The organism is Streptomyces sp. P3, from assembly GCF_003032475.1.
In the GTDB taxonomy this organism is placed as follows: domain Bacteria; phylum Actinomycetota; class Actinomycetes; order Streptomycetales; family Streptomycetaceae; genus Streptomyces.
Genome location: NZ_CP028369.1, coordinates 7,007,681 through 7,023,532, shown reverse-complemented (window position 1 = coordinate 7,023,532; position 15,852 = coordinate 7,007,681). Strand labels below are relative to the sequence as shown.

Annotated in this window: 17 protein-coding genes and 4 pseudogenes; 11 read left to right on the top strand and 10 right to left on the bottom strand. The window is 69.1% G+C overall.

Features of this window, described 5'->3' with window-relative positions:
* Positions 1–4: 4 nt before the first annotated feature.
* The 3 genes from C6376_RS30785 to C6376_RS30775 all read right to left on the bottom strand — a co-directional run bounded on the left by C6376_RS30785 (position 5) and on the right by C6376_RS30775 (position 2,735).
* On the bottom strand, positions 5–622 hold the full coding sequence (locus tag C6376_RS30785; protein WP_107446397.1) for a DUF2064 domain-containing protein: 618 nt from the start codon (positions 620–622) through the stop codon (positions 5–7).
* Positions 619–1,389 carry a glycosyltransferase family 2 protein gene (locus C6376_RS30780; protein ID WP_173985765.1) on the bottom strand — a complete coding sequence of 257 codons (771 nt, stop codon included), beginning with the start codon at positions 1,387–1,389 and terminating at the stop codon, positions 619–621. Before C6376_RS30780 ends, C6376_RS30785 begins: the two co-directional genes overlap by 4 nt.
* 350 nt (positions 1,390–1,739) lie before the next feature.
* Positions 1,740–2,735 (bottom strand): NAD(P)-dependent oxidoreductase, encoded by a 996-nt coding sequence (locus C6376_RS30775; RefSeq protein ID WP_107446395.1) that lies wholly within the window; start codon positions 2,733–2,735, stop codon positions 1,740–1,742.
* 112 nt (positions 2,736–2,847) lie between these two features.
* Between C6376_RS30775 and C6376_RS45660 the strand changes: the two are divergent.
* From C6376_RS45660 to C6376_RS30770, 3 genes and pseudogenes are all read left to right on the top strand, one after another.
* A pseudogene (locus C6376_RS45660) lies at positions 2,848–3,079 on the top strand (IS5/IS1182 family transposase); the annotation flags it as partial.
* A 195-nt stretch (positions 3,080–3,274) separates the two neighbouring features.
* The gene (locus C6376_RS45655; protein ID WP_254076137.1) at positions 3,275–3,706 is read left to right on the top strand and encodes a hypothetical protein; all 432 of its coding nucleotides are present in this window, start codon (positions 3,275–3,277) and stop codon (positions 3,704–3,706) included.
* 3 nt (positions 3,707–3,709) lie between these two features.
* On the top strand, positions 3,710–4,501 hold the full coding sequence (locus tag C6376_RS30770; RefSeq protein ID WP_254076136.1) for a beta-propeller fold lactonase family protein: 792 nt from the start codon (positions 3,710–3,712) through the stop codon (positions 4,499–4,501).
* 86 nt (positions 4,502–4,587) lie between these two features.
* Here the strand turns inward: C6376_RS30770 and C6376_RS30765 are convergent, their stop codons facing one another.
* Positions 4,588–5,067: a substrate-binding domain-containing protein gene (locus C6376_RS30765; RefSeq protein ID WP_301554747.1), complete on the bottom strand. Its 480-nt coding sequence runs from the start codon at positions 5,065–5,067 to the stop codon at positions 4,588–4,590.
* Positions 5,068–5,242: 175 nt separating this feature from the next.
* Between C6376_RS30765 and C6376_RS30760 the strand changes: the two genes are divergently transcribed.
* From C6376_RS30760 to C6376_RS45650, 3 genes and pseudogenes are all read left to right on the top strand, one after another.
* Complete coding sequence (locus tag C6376_RS30760; RefSeq protein WP_107446393.1) at positions 5,243–6,691, top strand: DUF1996 domain-containing protein; 1,449 nt, start codon at positions 5,243–5,245, stop codon at positions 6,689–6,691.
* Between the two features lie 758 nt (positions 6,692–7,449).
* Positions 7,450–7,644 (top strand): annotated as a pseudogene (locus C6376_RS30750) (SPFH/Band 7/PHB domain protein); the annotation flags it as partial.
* A gap of 328 nt (positions 7,645–7,972) precedes the next feature.
* Positions 7,973–8,184, top strand: a pseudogene (locus tag C6376_RS45650) (hypothetical protein); the annotation flags it as partial.
* A 129-nt stretch (positions 8,185–8,313) separates the two neighbouring features.
* Here the strand turns inward: C6376_RS45650 and C6376_RS45645 are convergent.
* The 6 genes and pseudogenes from C6376_RS45645 to C6376_RS30725 all read right to left on the bottom strand — a co-directional run bounded on the left by C6376_RS45645 (position 8,314) and on the right by C6376_RS30725 (position 11,159).
* The gene (locus C6376_RS45645) at positions 8,314–8,523 is read right to left on the bottom strand and encodes a TfoX/Sxy family protein (RefSeq protein WP_254076135.1); all 210 of its coding nucleotides are present in this window, start codon (positions 8,521–8,523) and stop codon (positions 8,314–8,316) included.
* A 37-nt stretch (positions 8,524–8,560) separates the two neighbouring features.
* A complete protein-coding gene (locus C6376_RS30740) occupies positions 8,561–9,010 on the bottom strand; it encodes an SRPBCC family protein (protein ID WP_107446392.1) in 450 nt (149 codons plus the stop codon).
* 11 nt (positions 9,011–9,021) lie between these two features.
* A complete protein-coding gene (locus C6376_RS46215; RefSeq protein ID WP_301554718.1) occupies positions 9,022–9,156 on the bottom strand; it encodes a hypothetical protein in 135 nt (44 codons plus the stop codon).
* A 25-nt stretch (positions 9,157–9,181) separates the two neighbouring features.
* On the bottom strand, positions 9,182–9,367 hold the full coding sequence (locus C6376_RS30735; RefSeq protein WP_159083305.1) for a hypothetical protein: 186 nt from the start codon (positions 9,365–9,367) through the stop codon (positions 9,182–9,184).
* A 105-nt stretch (positions 9,368–9,472) separates the two neighbouring features.
* Entirely contained in the window at positions 9,473–9,931 is a 459-nt protein-coding gene (locus tag C6376_RS30730; protein WP_107446390.1) for a hypothetical protein, read from the bottom strand.
* Positions 9,931–11,159: pseudogene (locus C6376_RS30725) on the bottom strand (molybdopterin-dependent oxidoreductase). The gene C6376_RS30730 and the pseudogene C6376_RS30725 overlap by 1 nt, the downstream one beginning before the upstream one ends.
* Positions 11,160–11,507: 348 nt before the next feature.
* Here C6376_RS30725 and C6376_RS44785 point away from each other — a divergent pair.
* The 5 genes from C6376_RS44785 (at position 11,508) to C6376_RS30705 (ending at position 15,851) form a co-directional block, all read left to right on the top strand.
* Positions 11,508–11,873: a hypothetical protein gene (locus C6376_RS44785; protein ID WP_216825622.1), complete on the top strand. Its 366-nt coding sequence runs from the start codon at positions 11,508–11,510 to the stop codon at positions 11,871–11,873.
* Complete coding sequence (locus C6376_RS30720; RefSeq protein ID WP_216825621.1) at positions 11,870–12,508, top strand: hypothetical protein; 639 nt, start codon at positions 11,870–11,872, stop codon at positions 12,506–12,508. The genes C6376_RS44785 and C6376_RS30720 overlap by 4 nt, the downstream gene beginning before the upstream one ends.
* Before the next feature lie 1,113 nt (positions 12,509–13,621).
* Positions 13,622–14,143 carry a diaminobutyrate acetyltransferase gene (gene ectA, locus C6376_RS30715; RefSeq protein ID WP_107446389.1) on the top strand — a complete coding sequence of 174 codons (522 nt, stop codon included), beginning with the start codon at positions 13,622–13,624 and terminating at the stop codon, positions 14,141–14,143.
* Between the two features lie 23 nt (positions 14,144–14,166).
* Positions 14,167–15,456: a diaminobutyrate--2-oxoglutarate transaminase gene (gene ectB / locus C6376_RS30710; RefSeq protein ID WP_107446388.1), complete on the top strand. Its 1,290-nt coding sequence runs from the start codon at positions 14,167–14,169 to the stop codon at positions 15,454–15,456.
* Complete coding sequence (locus tag C6376_RS30705; protein WP_107446387.1) at positions 15,453–15,851, top strand: ectoine synthase; 399 nt, start codon at positions 15,453–15,455, stop codon at positions 15,849–15,851. The genes ectB and C6376_RS30705 overlap by 4 nt, the downstream gene beginning before the upstream one ends.
* The last annotated feature ends 1 nt before the right edge of the window (position 15,852 follow it).

The following is a 15,852-nucleotide window of genomic DNA, read 5'->3' as shown; positions in this document are numbered from 1 at the left end:
GTGCTCATCGGCCGACAGCCGCCCCGAGACGCTCCAGTTCGACGGCGAAACGGCTCCCCGGCACAGCCGCGGCGACCGCCTCCGCGTCGTCGGCGGTGTCCACGTCTCGCAGGCGGGGCAGCTCGCGTACGCGCAGGCCCGCGACGGTGAGCCGTTCACGCTGCACGGCACCCGTCGTGGGCGTCGACATCGGCACACCCCGCAGCAGCTCGGGATCCGGGCGGGCAAGGCCCAGCGCCCAGAAGCCGCCGTCCTCGGCCGGCCCGAAATACGCGTCGCAGCCGGCGAAGGCGACGGTGAGCAGTGCGGGCGTCACCTGCGGGGTGTCCATGCCGATGAGCAGCGCGGGTCCGTCGCAGCCGGCGAAGGCGGCGGCCAGCCGCTCGTCCAGACCTCCCGCGCACTGCGGGACGACGTCGAAGCCGGGAGGCAGCCAGGGGCCCGGAGCGCCGTCGAGTACCAGCACGCGGCGCCGAGCGGGTGTGGCCGCCACCGTACGCAGGGTGTCCACGAGCGCCGCCTCGGCGAGCGTCGCCGCTTCTCGAGGCGTGAACGGCGGGGTGAGCCGGGTCTTGACCCGTCCTGCCCGCGGTTCCTTGGCGATGACGAGGAGAGTGGTCACTGAGCAGTTCCTCCTGGGAGTACGGCGAATGAGTCGGCACCTGCCCCGCCCCGGGGCACCGGTGGTTCGGCCAGGACGCGGCCCATGTCCCGCACCGCCTGCCAGGTTCCGCGCCAGGTACCGGTGACCTTGGAGGCCCCGGTGCGCGGCAGGTAGGGCACGTCGCGCTCGACGACACGCCAGCCGGCGTCGGCCGCGTGCACGACCATCTGCAGCGGGTAGCCGCTGCGGCGGTCCGTGAGCGCCAGGGCGAGCAACTGTTCACGACGGCCGGCACGGAGTGGGCCGAGGTCGTGCAGGCGCAGCCCCGTGCGGCGACGCAGCATCCGTGCCAGCACGAGGTTGCCCAACCGAGCGTGCGCGGGCCAGGCACCCCGGCCCTGCGGACGGCGCCGCCCGAGCACCAGGTCGGCCTCACCGTCGCGCACCTCGCGTACGAAGGGCACGAGCAGGGACGGGTCGAGGGAGGCGTCGCAGTCGCAGAAGCACACGATGTCCGCGGTGGCCGCGGTCAGCCCGGCGTGACAGGCGGCGCCGAAGCCGCGGCGCGTCTCACGCACGACGGTCGCGCCGAGGTCGCGGGCCAGTTCCGGGGAGCCGTCCGTGGATCCGTTGTCCACCACGATCGCGCGCCATGTGGGCGGTATGCGGGCGAGCACCCAGGGCAGGGCCTCGGCCTCGTTCAGACAGGGAAGCACCACGTCGACAGTCGCCGCGGCCGTCCCCGTTTCCGATTGCGTTGCAGAAGAAGTCGTCACGGCTTTCACCCTACGAAGATAAAAGGTACGTAAGGGACTTCTGATCCTTACGAAACGCGGACGTCGAGAGACGGAGCAGCGCACCGAAGTGCAGCCGGCAGGGGTCCGGCCGGGTGCGTGAGAGACACGTACCTCGGATGCTCAACCGGCTCTGCCGGACGCGAGGACACCGGACACAGAGACCTGACCGCGCAAACTCTGCTCGACTCCCTCGTTCGTCGTCGCTGTCGCGGTCGCCGCGATGCTCGCGGAGCCGGCGGCCGTGGGGCCGGGCGACGACCTGGCCGGCCCACACCGTGTTGACACCGGGCCGTCGCGAGGACAGCCGGCATCTCCGCCGCGATGGGTCCGGTCGAGCACTACTCCTCGCGCAGCCCCGCTCTCGCGAATTCCCGCATGCCCTCCTCGAAGCCGACCTCGGCCTTCCAGCCCAGCTCGGCCCGCAACCGCGACGAGTCCGCCGTGATGTGTCGTACGTCCCCCAGGCGGTACTCCCCCGTCACCACGGGCTCGGGGCCGCCGTACGCGGACGCCAGCGCCCGCGCCATCTCGCCGACCGTGTGGGGCTCCCCGCTGCCGGTGTTGTACGCCGCCAGCGCTCCGGCCGGGGACTCGGCCTCCAGCGCCGTCACATTGGCCGCCGCCACATCCCGTACGTGCACGAAGTCCCGCCGCTGACCGCCGTCCTCGAAGACACGCGGCGCCTCGCCCCGGGCGAGCGCGGACCGGAAGAAGGACGCGACCCCCGCGTACGGGGTGTCGCGTGGCATGCCCGGCCCGTACACGTTGTGGTACCGCAGCGAAACCGCCGTGCCGCCCGTCGACCGGGCCCAGGCCGAAGCCAGATGCTCCTGGGCCAACTTGGTCGTCGCGTACACGTTCCGGGGATCGACCGGAGCGTCCTCGCCGACCAGCCCCGGCGTCAGCGCCTCCTCGCACCGCGGGCACCGGGGCTCGAAACGCCCCGCCGCCAGATCCGCCACGGCCCGAGGGCCTGGTCGTACCACCCCGTGCCGCTCACACCCGTACGAGCCCTCGCCGTACACGACCATCGACCCGGCCAGCACGAGCCGCCCCACCCCCGCGTCGGCCATCGCGGAAAGCAGCACCGCCGTACCGAGGTCGTTGCGCGACACGTACTCGACCGCGTCGCCGAACCCCTTCCCAAGACCCACCATCGCCGCCTGATGGCACACGGCGTCCACACCCGGCAGAGCGGCCGCGACCGCCTGCGCGTCGCGCACGTCCAGGCCGCCACGCAGATCGAACACGACCGCCTCGTGCCCCCGTGCGGTCAGCGCTTCGACGACATGACGCCCGATGAACCCGGCTCCGCCGGTGACCAGTACTCGCATACGCGAACGCTAGAAGCATGAGCATCCCGCACGGCACCACCACGCCCATCACGTCACGGGTCCGTAAGACCTCGCCGGATGCAGCAGCCCATGGCACATCACCAATGCGGACAAGATCGTGACGTGGGCAGAGCGCCACCTCAGCCCGACGGTCAAGACCCTCAGCCGGCCGAAGGACACCACCGGCTTCGTCGCCATCCCCCGCACTGGACAGTCGAACAGAGCCTGGCCTGGACGATGAACGCCCGCCGCCATGCCCGGGACTACGAATGGCTCGTCCAGCGGTCCGAAACCCCATCAGCTGGGCCGCCATCACCCTCATGGCCCGCCGCGTCACCCGCTGACCGGCACCCCTCCGACACCGCACCGGTCGCCCAACGGCCCTCGACGAACCTGCAGACCAGAAGCAACTTCATACGAGAAACTTCTTACGAGAAGCTGACGCGGGACCGAAACATCTTCATCCCACCCGCCCCACAGGCAACTCTGGCTCCGCACGTCACCGACTGACGGTGGCGGCGAGGTACGAGGAGTCAGGCGTGAGCAGGCATACCAGGCGTAGGTCGAAGTCGCAGGTCCGGATGACCGTCGCCGGGGCCGGCATCCTCGCTTCGGCGGCGGTCGCGACCACGGTGGCCATCGCCTCGGCGGGGGAAGTCCCCCGCGCGCACGAAGGGGCGACGACGAAGAGCGCCAAGGCGGGAGCCGACCACGCCGTCTTCGTACAGGGCAACGAGCTCGCCGGAAACACCATCCACGTCTTCAAGCGCAGCGAGGACGGAAAGCTCACCGCCGCAGGCGCCTACGCGACCGGCGGCGAGGGCGGGGACCAGGTCGACGCACCCACCGACTCCCTCGCCTCCCAGGGCTCACTCGTCTACGACCGCGGCTCGCATCTGCTGCTGGCAGTCAACGCGGGCAGCGGCACGGTGACCTCGTTCCGGGTCGAGGGACAGAAACTGACGGACTGACGGGTGGTGCGCTCGGGCGGGGACTTCCCCTCGTCCATCGCGGTGTCCGGCAACCTCGCCTACGTCATGAACGCGGGAGGCGCGGGCAGCGTCCAGGGCTTCAGGATCACGGCCAACGGACTCAAGCCGCTGGGCGGTTCATATCGCTCCCTGGGGCTGAAGAACGACAAGGTGCCGTTGTTCAGCAGCTCGCCCGGCCAGGTCGCGTTCACCCCGGGTGGCCGTGAGCTGGTCGTCACCACGAAGTCGGCCAACACCATCGAGGTGTTCCCGATGCGGCGCGACGGACGTCCCGCACACCGGGCGAAGGTCAACCACTCGGCCGGCGGCGTGCCGTTCGCGATCACCTTCGACAAGACGGGCCGGATGCTGGTCGCCGAGGCCGAGAAGTCGACGGTCAGTACGTACAAGGTGCTCGCCGACGGCCGCCTCAAGGTCCTCCAGAAGCCCTTGGCCAACGGTCAGAACACACTGTGCTGGCTGGAGCGCGTCGGCGACTTCTTCTACGGCGGCAACACCGGCAACTCGACCGTCACCGGCTACCGCACCGACCGGCACGGCAGGCTCGCGCTCACCAACGAGGTCGGCATCGCCACCCCGCCATCGGCGATGTCCCAGGGGGTCATCGACCTGGCGGTGACGCAGGACGAGAAGTTCCTGTACGTACAGAACGGCACCTCCGGCACCGTCGACGGCTTCCGCATCGGCAGGAACGGCTCCCTCACCAAGGTCACCACAGCCACCGGACTGCCCCCCTTCGCCGAGTCCGGCATGGAGGGCATAGCCGCGGTGTAAGAAGCTGCCACCGCGGCCCGGCGCCCTGGAGACTCCTCTCCGGGGCGCCGAACCCGTTCTGACCCCGCAGGAATGCTCGACGGCGATCACCACTCCCGCAGCCGACAAGGCATGCGGGCCGGCCGCGCCCAGTCGGGCGGGGTACCAGCTGGGACTGGATTGGTGAGCCCGGACAGGACAATTCCGCGAAGTCCTGTGCCAGTTCGGTCCTCGACTGGCACAGGAGACGGAAGACCCGGATCACCCGTCGGCGTCACGTCGGCGAGCGGCGTGCGCACGGTGGTCAGGCAGGGAGTCAGCCACTCCGCGAAGGGCAGATCGTCGACGCCGACCACGCCGACGTCGTCGGGAAGGCGCAACCCGAGCGACGCGGCCGCGCGACTGATGCCCACCCGCCTGATGGTTGCTGCCGGCGGAAACCCCAGTACTGCGGTCGGCGACTCCAGCAGCTCCAGAGCGTCCTGGTACGCGAGGCACTGGGTGAAGTCGTCGTAGCGCACACGGCCCGGATCACATGGGATCCCGGCTTCTTCCAGCGTCGAGCGGAGATTGCCGAGGCGACGCAGTTCCTCGTGCTGGGCGGGGGTCAGTTCGGGCGCGGCTCAGTTCTTACGTGTCCATGACGCGCCACGTGAACAGCTGCCAAGCGCCGACCACTCAGGTGAGGCTGGGGGCGTCCGGGCGGCGCGTGATGCGTATCGCCGCTGGACCAGGAACCACGTTGTGAAATCGGGAGTTCTCATGCGAGCAGATCACAGGCGCGGCCGAAGCCGCCGCAACGCCATCATGGCGGTCACGGCGCTCCTGGCAGGGGGCGGTGGTCTCGTAGCCGTGAACTACGCCGCCAACGCGTCCGACGTCACCGCCACCGCTCCTACGACGCGGTCAGCCCAGACGATCAGCTGTCCGGACGTGAAGGGCAAGCTGCCGGCCGTCCCCCAGCAGGCACAGGCCGAAGTGGACCGAAACCTGCAACTGCTGGACCGCCAGACCGCGGAGGCCAACCAGCGGCTGGTCGACACCCGTGGGCAAGGAGGCCCGAACTTTGTGCAGAACGCGATCCTCGGCCCTCTGACAGACAAGAGGAAGGCGACCATCGACCGGATCGCCATCGCCATCGGGCGGTCGGCCGCCAGGCCCACAGGGCTGGACGCTCTCGCCGTCTGCAACCTTGGCCTCGATGCACCCGGGCCCCAGGCATCCGGGGCCGGGGCCGGGGCCGCCAGCCAGAGCCCCGGCGGCGCCCAGGGCGACGGAGGCAACACCGGACAGCAAGGAAGCGGCTCCGGTGCCGCAGGACAGAGCAACGACGGGCCCACCGTGGCCGACTTCGTGGACATCACGAAGGTGGCCCCGAACGTGCCCAAGGTCCGTAGGCAGGCCGGCGCCTCGACCGGAGCCTTCACCTCCCGATGCGGAGTCAACAAGCAGGGACAGCACAACTCGGACAACGACATCGTGGCGCCCGGTGTCAGCAACGGTGCCCACCACGTCCACGACTACGTGGGCAACCGGAAGGTGGACTTTAACTCGACCAACGAGTCCCTGAGCGCGCAGGGCACCTCCTGCACCAACGGCGACCAGTCCGCGTACTACTGGCCCGTCCTGCGGGACACCACCCGCCAGGGGCCCGACGCAGGCGCCCTCGGCGGCGGCGCCGAAGGCAACAAGGGAGCCATCCTGGTGCCCGCGACCGTCACGATCACCTACCAGGGCAGCCCCACCGGCAAGGTCGTGGCGATGCCCCGCTTCCTGCGGATCATCACCGGCGACGCCAAGGCGTTCACCAACGGCACCAAGAACGCCAACGCCCACTGGAGCTGCACCGGCTTCGAGAACAAGGTCCAGCTCACCGACAAGTACCCGATCTGCCCCAGCGGCAGCAAGGTGGTGCGCAGCTTCGCCTTCCAGAGCTGCTGGGACGGCAGGAACATCGACAGCGCCGACCACCGCAGCCACGTCGCCTTCGCCGACGCAGGCGGCAACTGCGCAAGCGGCTTCAAGGCCATCCCACAGCTGACCATGCGGCTCACCTACAAAACCCCCGCGGCACCGAACTTCGCCGTCGACGGCTTCCAAGGACAGCAGCACAACGCCATCACCGACCACAACGACTTCATCAACGTGATGACCGACCAGCTCATGAACCAGGCGGTCTCCTGCATCAACTCAGGGCGCCGCTGCGGCTGAACCGACCGACCGGGCCGCCACCGGTTCCTCTGCTCCGGCCTCGCCGCAAGATCGGCGAGGCCGGTGTCGCGTCGGAGGGAATCACCCGGGCGGACGGCTTCCAGCGTTCCACGGAACCACGCCAGATCTTACGAAGCCCTGACGCAGCCGTCTCACGTGACGTAACGCGCCTACGATCGCAGCGTGTTGACCATCCGAAACATCACCCTCGCCACTGTCGCGCCCCTTGTTCTGGCTGCGGCGGGCGGCGCGCACCCGCATGGCCTGTCCAGGGCGACGGCCACGGACTGGACACAGTTGCACATCGCACTGCTGCCGGTCTTTCCACTGCTCACGCTCGGCCTCCTCGTCCCTCTGTGGCACCGCCCCCGACCAGATCTCGCGGGCTTCGCCACGGTGGTGGCCTGGGCGAGTGCGTTCACCTACGCGGCCTTCTACACCGGTCTCGACGCGGTGGCCGGTATCGCGGCGGGAACCGCAGTCGAGCACGCTGCCGGGACAGCGAACCTGGGGCGGATCAAGTACCCGCTCTACGACACGGGTGAGGCGCTCGGGCAGGTCGGGGCCTACGCCCTCATCGTCGCTGTCGTGGCCACGGCGGTCGCGCTCTTCCCGAAACACGGCGTGCGCGTCATTCCCGGCACGGTGGTTCTCCTGGTGGCCGGCTGGTCCTTCACTGACAGCCACATCTTCTGGCCCCGCGGCGTATGGACCATGCTCGGTTTCGCACTCGGCTTCGCACTGCTCGCCGCCGGGACCAGAAGGTGTCCCGCGCCTTCACCGAGGTGCTGCCCCAGTCGCCGGCCACCCGCGAGAAACCGCCTGACGACATGGTCGTCCAGGCCGCCAGCGACAAGGCTCAGGCGGAAGAGGCCGCTGCCGCGGCCCTCGCAGACGCAGCCGAGGCCGAGGGCGCCAACCCCGACGCCCTCCCGCATCACCCGCCTCGCTGACGGCGGGCGGCATCTCTGCCGGCGCAGGTCGCGCACCGGAAGCCTCCGAGCACCTGACCATCCGGCAATCGGCGTTCGTCAACACTGCGCCGTTTGAGTGCACGTGCGGAGGTGATCTCGCTGGGGATGGCACCCCGATTCGGGGCAGCCGGATACCTCTGGGAAAGGAAACCCTGCCGAACGATCGGACGCGTCCCTGTGCATGGCGCACCCCGAGCAAGCCATTTCATCGCTTTACAGCAATTTTACCCATAGGGGAAGATCCGCGAACTCCTCGGTGCGGGCTGGCCGCGGTGCGGAGATCGCCCGGGCACACGGCACAGAAGACATCGACGAGATCCTGCGCGTGGCCGCCGACGGCGACCGTGCCCGCCTCCTCGTGCGGGAGGTGGGCACCGTCCTCGCCTCGGTCCACGCCCGCGACGCCTTGGCCGCGCGACCAGCGCCCGTGATCCGGCGCGGCCGGTGCCCACGATGGGTCAGGGCATCACCGTCGTCGGCGCAATCGACCTGCCGCACAGGTGCCGCGCCTCCCTAGCCGCAGGTCATCTGGCCGGCAGGCCCGCTGCGAGGGCGTACCCCCGATCGGTCCAGGCATGGAGGTCGGAGTCCTCGGAGGCCGCGAGCGCGACGACGACGACCCACCCGCGCATGGCGCGGCCGGTGAAGTCAGTGGAAGGCCCGTGTCCCGGGCCGGGCCAAAGCAGCGTCGGTGGCATCGGGCCCGACCCGCACCACCAGCTCGTCCCCGATCACTCCCACGGCCATGTTGCCCTCGTGCAGGAACGCCAGGCCGCCGAACATGCGCTTCGCGCTGATCGCCGGATCGGCACCCAGCCGGGCGCGGATCCGCTCCGCCAGTCCTTCCTCATACGCCATCACAGACCTTCAATCGTGAGGGGCAAGGGAGACCGGGTCACCGCTGGGCCCGCAGCCTGCGTTCGAGGTCGCGCAGGTCCTTGCCGAGGGAGGAGCGGACCTTCCTCGCCATGAGGGGCGCGGCGAGGCGGTAGTACCGGCTGGGGTCGCCCTGTACGCGGATGCGCGCGAGCGTGCCGTCCGGGTGCGGGCCGAAGGTGTAGGTGACGTGCATCGGCATCGGTCCGGCGACGGACATCATGTCCAGCAGCCGCCCGGGTTCGTGGGCGGCGACGCGGAGCACGTAGTCGATGCGCTTACCGAGGAAGTACGCCGTACGGGTCACCTCCGCGCCGACGCCGAACCCGCCGCCGTCAGCCTCCCGGGTCAGGTTCGCCTCGCGGATGCCCTGGGTCCACTCGGCATCGTGGCGCCAGTCCATGGCGTACGCCGCCACCCGGCCGGGCGGGAGCGGGATCACCCGCTCCGCCGTCACGTCGATCGTCATCGGATACCTGATCAGAGGGTGAAGAAGGGCCGGAGCGTGCCCGTCTCGGCGTACCCCTTGAGCCGGTCCATCAGCCGGCCCCAGGTCTCGGCCGTGTACGGAAGGTCGGGGTCGTCGGCGGCGAAGCCGGCGTGCCGGAAGTCCACCCGTACTCCTCCTCGGGGGGAGGCGCTACAGCGCTCCGTCTTCGACCCGCTGCCCGGCGAGGGGCGCTGGGGCACCGTCCTGCTCATGGACGGCAACGTCGGCATCGGCGGCGATCCGCGCGCCCTTCCGGAGCGGGTCGCCGTCCGTCTGACTCCCGGCGGGCTGCTGATCGCCGAGACCGCGCCGGTGGACGTCGACGAACGCGTTCACGTCCACATTACCGACGCACACGCCACCCTCGGCGCTCCCTCCCCCCTGGGCACGGCTCGGCATCCCGGCCCTGCACCGCTACGCGCGGGGCTGGGAGCGGGCCGGTCAGTGGACGGCCGGCGGCCGGCGCTTCGCGGTCCTGCGCAGCCGCAGTGCCAGCAGCAGCGCCGAGCCGCCGAACAGCACGGCGGTGATCAGCAGCCAGCGGGCGAGGAAGCCGTCCGGTGACAGTCCCGTGGCGACCCGGTAGCGCCGGTCCACCATCCCGCTGATCAGCGGGAACCACACCAGCAGGAGCAGGCCGGACAGGGCGGCCGGGACACGGACGTACATCGCCCACTCCCGGCGGCCGACCACGCCGAGACCGCGTACCACCGCCCGGTCCGCCCCTGCGTACAGGGGCAGCAGCACGAGGTCGTGCAGCAGCGCCGCCCCCACGATCCACAGCGCCACACCGAACCAGTCGTCCGCGAGCAGCCGTACACCCGCGTAGCCGGCGAGCGCGAACGAGCAGGCGAGCAGCAGCAGTTGCAGAGGGCTGCCGATCGGAACACGCGGACGCATCACAGCTCTCCGAACGTCATACGGGCCACCCACTTGGTGTTCAGCACGCCGGGCGCCGCGGGCACGATCACGCGGGCGGGATAGCCGTGGTCGGGGGACAGCTCTTCTCCGTTCACGTACAGGGCGAGCAGGGAAAGCGGGTCGGCGACCTGGTTGGCGCGCAGGGCCGCGTGGCGGAAGGCCCCGTGCCGCTGGAGGGACTCGTCGAGCACGTCCGGCGAGTCGTCCTCGTACCCGACGAGTGCGGCGAGGTCGCGCAGCCGTACCCCGCGCCACCACTGGTCGGACGTCGACCAGCCCTCGACGCAGGCGATGGGCAACGCCGAGCTGTGCAGGGGGAGTTCGGCGAGTTGCGCCCGGCTGAGGCGGACAGTGCCCGAGCGTCCCGTGACGAGGAGCCGCCAGACGTCGTCGCCAGTCTCGGCCGCGTCGATGCCGGCGTACGCGGCCGTCTTGTTGATCTGGAAACCGTTCGGGCCGCCGCCGGGCTCGGCCCCGCCGTGCGGGGCGAGGAGGGCGGTGCGCCGCAGAGCGTCGAAGTTCTGCCCCACCGTCGTGGCGAACAGCAGCAGCGAGCCGCCCCCGACGAACCACAGCGCTCCGCGCCGGGAGACGGTCGGCTCGGCGGGGCGCGGGGACACCAGGTCGCTCCGCTCCTCCCGCACGTGCCGCAGATTGCGCAACGCCATGGGGTCTTCAACAGCGCGTGGGCCACGAAGGCCGCGAAGAACACCCAGGCGCCATAGAAGTGCAGCGGATAGAAGGAGCCCGGAAAGACGTAGTTCAGCTGGATGTTGAACACACCGGTCACGAACTCGAACAGCCCGCCGCCGACGAGCAGCAACAGGGAGATCCGCTCCAGTGCGTGGGCGAGCGAGCGGGCCGGCGGCAGCGTGAACAGCTTCGGCACCACCGACCACAGCTTGGCCAGCAGGACCGGGATCAGGGTGATGCCCAGGGTGACGTGAACGCCCTGGTTGAGCCGGTACAGCCAGTGCGGGCCGGTGGGCCAGGCGAAGAGGTAGAAGCCGAGGAGGCCCTTGTCGGGGGTCTTGTCGTTCACCGGCGACAGATCCGGGTTGTAGGCGGCGTACGAGACCAGTCCCGTCACGAACAGCACCGTGATGCCGACGAGCAGGACGACGCCGAGCACGGACGTGAACCAGGGGCCGCGTAGTGGGCTGCGCCAGAAGCCGGGAGAGGTGGGGAGCCGTGGATCGTCTCGCATGGTCCGACCGTAAGCCGGGGTCCCCCTCGTGGAGGGCGTGCGACTCATGACGAAACGCGGACGTCCGGCCCGGACGGCGGTGTGTGAACGTCCGCCCGACCTAACGTGCCGGTGTGACCCGCACCCTGCCTTCCGCCGGATGTCCAGACCCGCGATGAGGCCGGAAGGCCGATTCGGCAGCTCGAGCGGAGCATCAACCGTGCCCAGCCCGCCTACCTCGCGCTGTGCGGCGCCGACGTACTCGACGTCTGCAAGCTGGAGACCATCGCCTACGGCCCGGACGAGCAGCTGCTGCGCTGGCGGCAGGTCCACAGCGAGAACGCCTCCGCGCTCCAGGACGACGGCTCGGTGTCCTTCGCCCGGACCGCGGGCGGCACCAGAGTAACCATCTGCGCCTATCAGCAGTTCGCCCTCCCACCGTTGTGGCGGGCGATCACCCCCACGCTGTGGCCCGCGGTCCGGCGCGCTCTGGTGGAGGACGCCTACCGCAGGTCCTTCCACACCACCCTGAACACCATCGCGGCACACGGGCAGGGCAGCACAGGGCCGGTCACGGAGACGGCCGGCGCCGACTTCTCGCTCCGGGACGCCGTCGCCCGCGTGACCGAGCCGTTGAACCCGTTGGCCGGGTTGGCCCCGTGGAGGCCGACACGGCCCGAGTACACCGACAGTTCCGGCTTCCGTCACTTCAGGCCCGAGAGGCAGCCCCGTTGACCCCGCTCACCACCCAGCCGCACGAGTACCCGTACGCCTTCCACATCGCCCTCGACGGCAACGGCCTCAACGGCCTGGAAGGCCGGGCAGGCGTCTGCGTCTTCCGCTACGACCCCGCCACCGGCCGGTACGCGTACAAGATCGAGTACTACGACGGCATCGCCGGCGGTCATGCCGTCAGCGTCAGCCCGGACCGCTCACTCGGGTTCCTCGGCACCACCGGCCAACACCTGCTCTTCTACGACACCACGGCCCTCGCCGAGACCGACCGCCTGTCCACCCTGCGGATCGAGCCCACCGACTCGTCCATCAAAGGCACCACCCACATCGCCTGGCTGGGAAACCGGGAGATCGTCGGTGCGATCGGCGAGCACCTGTGGCGGTTCGACATCGACCAGCTCGGCCGTCCCGAGCGCCTGGGCCCGCACGGCCTGAAGCTGCCCCACGCCATGAAGACCACGGCCTCCGGCCGATACCTCGTCTACGGCGGCATGGACCACCCCGGTCGCGGCGAGGCCCGCGAGGTCGGCATCTTCGACCTGCACACGGGCACGGCCCGCCACGTCGACCTACCGACCACCTGCTGGCATGTGGCCGCGCATCCCCCCGAAGACCGCTTCTACGCCCTCTCCTGAACCGGCGTCGCCAGTTGCGGACCCTGTCCGGAGCAATCCGCGATGGCGTCCCGCGTGATGGTGTAGGCGATCACCGTGCGGGTGTGCGCGGGCGGATGCCCGGGGCGTGCATCCGGTGACGGTCTCCGCTCCCTGCGCAAAGGGCGGGCCACCGTGCAAATCTCCCTGGTGAACGGCCACTTCGACCTCACGCGAGGCGGCTACGAACCCCCTTCCCGCCCGCCACCTCCGCTCGCTGTCGGCGCAACGGCCCCGAGATGGGCGGAACGCGATCACGTGCACCACATGGCGACTCGCAGATCCGGAGCGGAGCGCCGAAGCGCACGCCAGGAAGCCATTCCGACGTCAGCCCAGGCAGGGACCGCGCCCACCGACGACGATCAAGCACGCCGGGGCTTCGGCCTCGGTTCGATAACGGTAAAGGAAGGGCAATGGTTCTACAGAGCAAAGATTGCATAGGCTCAAGATGGGAGAACCCCAGAGGTCACAGTTCGAGTCACCGAGGGGACCTCCCGTGTGATCAGTCGTCCAGGAGGGGTCCGCCTCACGACGCATACCGGCAGCACATCCGGCGGCCCGTCGGATCAGCTTCGCGACGTGGCTTTTGACGTCCACAAGGGCGGCAGTGACGCCCTCAGCGAGGCGTCGACATACCGCCGAGACGTGGTTCGCGCCGGAACGCCGCGATGAGTTCACGACGCCAGAGGCGGTCGCAACAACGAGACGAGCCCATCGCTGAAGTTTCCAGAAATTCGGAACAGGATAGCTAGCGAGGTAATTCAGGGCGGTTCCATAAGAAATAGATGAAGTTCCCGACAGTCGGTCTGTACGGCTCCCGCGAACCCTGACGCCGGAGTCATGAATGCATGCGCACATTTTCATTGGCATTGAAATTCTGATCCCGAACCTCCCCCTCCCCCGTAACGAGATTGTCAAACCAGGGGATTTCCGGATCGTTATCGCAGCGTAACCCGGTGTCATAATGACCGAAATGCCCTCTCCTTATGGTGTGGTTTCATCAGTTTCACCCCGAATCAAAGTCGTCCCAGACAGATCTCTTGTGAGAAGTTCGTGCGCTGCGGAATTCAACTTCTCCATCTAGGTTTGTCACCCATGAAATCCAGCAAGGAGACGGATTCGCCCTGCCCGGTACCGACTCTCGACCTTCCCGATATTGCAGACGGCGTAGCTATGTGGCGCATCGCCCGTGACACCGGGGTCCTCGATCTCAATTCGACCTACAGCTATCTTTTGTGGTGCCGTGACTTCTCCCGCACCTCCGTCGTGGCGCGCGACGACCTCGGCCACCCCACCGGATTCATCACCGGATACATTCGGCCCGATCACCCGCAGACATTGGTCATCTGGCAGGTAGCAGTGGACCGCGCGCATCGGGGTCGCGGGCTGGCCGGCCGGATGCTCGACGACCTCGCGGTGCGCGGCGTGGGCGCAGGGGCACGCCGGGTCGAGACGACGATCACACCCGGCAATGAACCCTCGCACCGGCTGTTCGCCTCGTTCGCCCAACGGCGCGGGGCGCGCATCGAGCGCGAAGTCCTCTTCGGCGAGGACCTGTTCCCGACGGCGCACGGACACGAGCCCGAGATCCTCTACCGCATCAGCCCGCTGGCATGAACCGCACCGAAGGACCTACCTCAGTGACTGTCACTCAGCCTTCCCCCTCCATCTTCGAGACCCTGGAGTCCGAGGTCCGCAGCTACTGCCGCAGCTGGCCTGTCGTGTTCGACCGCGCCCGAGGCAGCCGCATCCATGACGAGGACGGGCGGACCTATCTCGACTTCTTCTCGGGTGCCGGAGCGCTCAACTACGGGCACAACAACCCGGTACTCAAACGCGCCCTGCTGGACTACCTGGAACGCGACGGCGTCACGCACAGCCTGGACATGAGCACGACCGCGAAGCGAGCTTTCCTGGAGCGCTTCCAGGACCTCGTGCTGCGCCCGCGTGGCCTGTCGCACAAGGTGATGTTCCCCGGCCCCACCGGCACCAACGCCGTGGAGGCAGCACTGAAGCTGGCCCGCAAGGTCAAGGGCCGGGAGGCGATCGTCTCGTTCACCAACGCGTTCCACGGCATGTCCCTGGGCTCGCTGGCCGTGACGGGCAACTCCATGAAGCGGGCCGGCGCGGGGATTCCGCTGGTGCACGGCACCCCCATGCCGTTCGACAACTACTTCGACGGACGCGTCGCCGACTTCCTGTGGTTCGAACGACTGCTGGAAGACCAGGGTTCCGGACTCAACCAGCCCGCCGCGGTGATCGTCGAGACGGTCCAGGGCGAGGGCGGCGTCAACGTGGCCCGCCCGGAGTGGCTTCGCGGTCTGGCGGATCTGTGCGAACGGCGCGACATGCTGCTGATCGTCGACGACGTCCAGATGGGCTGTGGGCGGACGGGCTCGTTCTTCTCCTTCGAGGAGGCCGGCATCGTCCCCGACATCATCACCCTCTCCAAGTCCATCGGCGGCTACGGCCTCCCCATGGCCCTGACCCTCTTCAAACCCGAACTCGACGTCTGGGAGCCCGGGGAGCACAACGGCACCTTCCGCGGCCACAACCCCGCCTTCGTCACAGCGACAGCAGCCCTGGACGCGTACTGGGCGGACAGCGACAGCATGACGAAGCAGACCATCGCCCGTGGCGAGCAGACCGAGGCCGTCCTGCGCGAGATCGTCGCCGAGCACTCCGGCACCGGCGCCCGCCACCGCGGGCGGGGGCTGGTGTGGGGCCTGGAGTTCGACGACAAGGGATGGGCGTCGCGGGCAAATGCCCGCGCATTCGAACTGGGCCTGCTCATCGAGACTTCGGGTCCCCAGGACGAGGTCCTCAAACTTCTGCCCGCACTGACCATCACGGCCGACGAGCTCGACGAGGGGCTGCGCACTCTCGCCCGGGCAGTACGCCAGACCGCACAGGAGAAGACGAACACATGATCATTCGATCACTGACCGACATCGAGGGCACGGACCGTGATGTGACCGCCGAATCCGGAGCCTGGCGCAGCAGGCGCCTCGTCCTCGCCGGGGACCGGGTGGGTTTCTCCGTCCACGAGACCGTCATGTACGCGGGCACCACGACTTCTATGTGGTACGCGAACCACGTCGAGGCTGTCCTGTGCATCGAGGGCGAGGGCGAGCTCACCGACGACGAAACCGGCGAGACACACCGGATCTCCCCCGGCACGCTCTACCTTCTCGACGGGCACGAGAGGCACACGATGCGTCCCCGCACCGATCTGCGATTCGTCTGCGTCTTCAATCCGCCGGTCACCGGCCGCGAAGTGCACGACGAGAACGGCGTCTACCCCCTGCTCACGGAAGGAGCCTGAG

Coding starts and splice junctions, on each gene's coding strand:
- C6376_RS30775 (WP_107446395.1), bottom strand. CDS start 2,735: ATGCGAGTACTGGTCACCGGCGGAGCCGGGTTCATCGGGCGTCATGTC.
- C6376_RS30730 (WP_107446390.1), bottom strand. CDS start 9,931: ATGCGTCCGCGTGTTCCGATCGGCAGCCCTCTGCAACTGCTGCTGCTC.
- ectA (WP_107446389.1), top strand. CDS start 13,622: ATGAAATCCAGCAAGGAGACGGATTCGCCCTGCCCGGTACCGACTCTC.
- C6376_RS30705 (WP_107446387.1), top strand. CDS start 15,453: ATGATCATTCGATCACTGACCGACATCGAGGGCACGGACCGTGATGTG.
- C6376_RS45645 (WP_254076135.1), bottom strand. CDS start 8,523: ATGGCGTATGAGGAAGGACTGGCGGAGCGGATCCGCGCCCGGCTGGGT.
- C6376_RS30760 (WP_107446393.1), top strand. CDS start 5,243: ATGCGAGCAGATCACAGGCGCGGCCGAAGCCGCCGCAACGCCATCATG.
- C6376_RS30740 (WP_107446392.1), bottom strand. CDS start 9,010: ATGACGATCGACGTGACGGCGGAGCGGGTGATCCCGCTCCCGCCCGGC.